A 411-nucleotide genomic window follows, 5' to 3' on the forward strand; every position below is an offset into this window, starting at 1 on the left:
GAGATCGCCGGTGGTGAGGCGTTGGCCGGGCTGCTACGCAAAGGCAACGCCGGTTCCAACACCGCCGCTGACCACGTCACGGTCCTCGACCAGGCGTTGGACTCGCTACCGGCAGATCGGCGTCCTGACCCCGACGCCGAGGGCGCACCGGCGGTGGTGGTGCGCTGCGACACCGCCGGGGCCACCCATAAGTTCGCCCAGGCCTGCCGTGATCGCGGGGTCGGGTTCTCCTTCGGGTTTCCCGTCGATGCCCGGGTCTGGGATGCCGTGGACACCCTCAACCTCGCCGAGGGCTGGTACCCGGCGATCGACGCAGGCGGCGAGATCCGTGACGGGGCGTGGGTGGCCGAGGCCACTAGTCTGGTCAACCTGTGCACCTGGCCGGCCGGGACCCGGCTGGTGCTGCGAAAA

At 70.3% G+C, this 411-nt stretch carries 1 pseudogene; it reads left to right on the plus strand.

Going from position 1 to position 411, the window contains the following annotated elements:
• A pseudogene (locus BHC62_RS04705) lies at nt 1-411 on the plus strand (IS1380 family transposase); the annotation flags it as partial.

Source organism: Pseudomonas sp. 06C 126 (assembly GCF_001855215.1).
GTDB lineage: Bacteria > Pseudomonadota > Gammaproteobacteria > Pseudomonadales > Pseudomonadaceae > Aquipseudomonas > Aquipseudomonas proteolytica.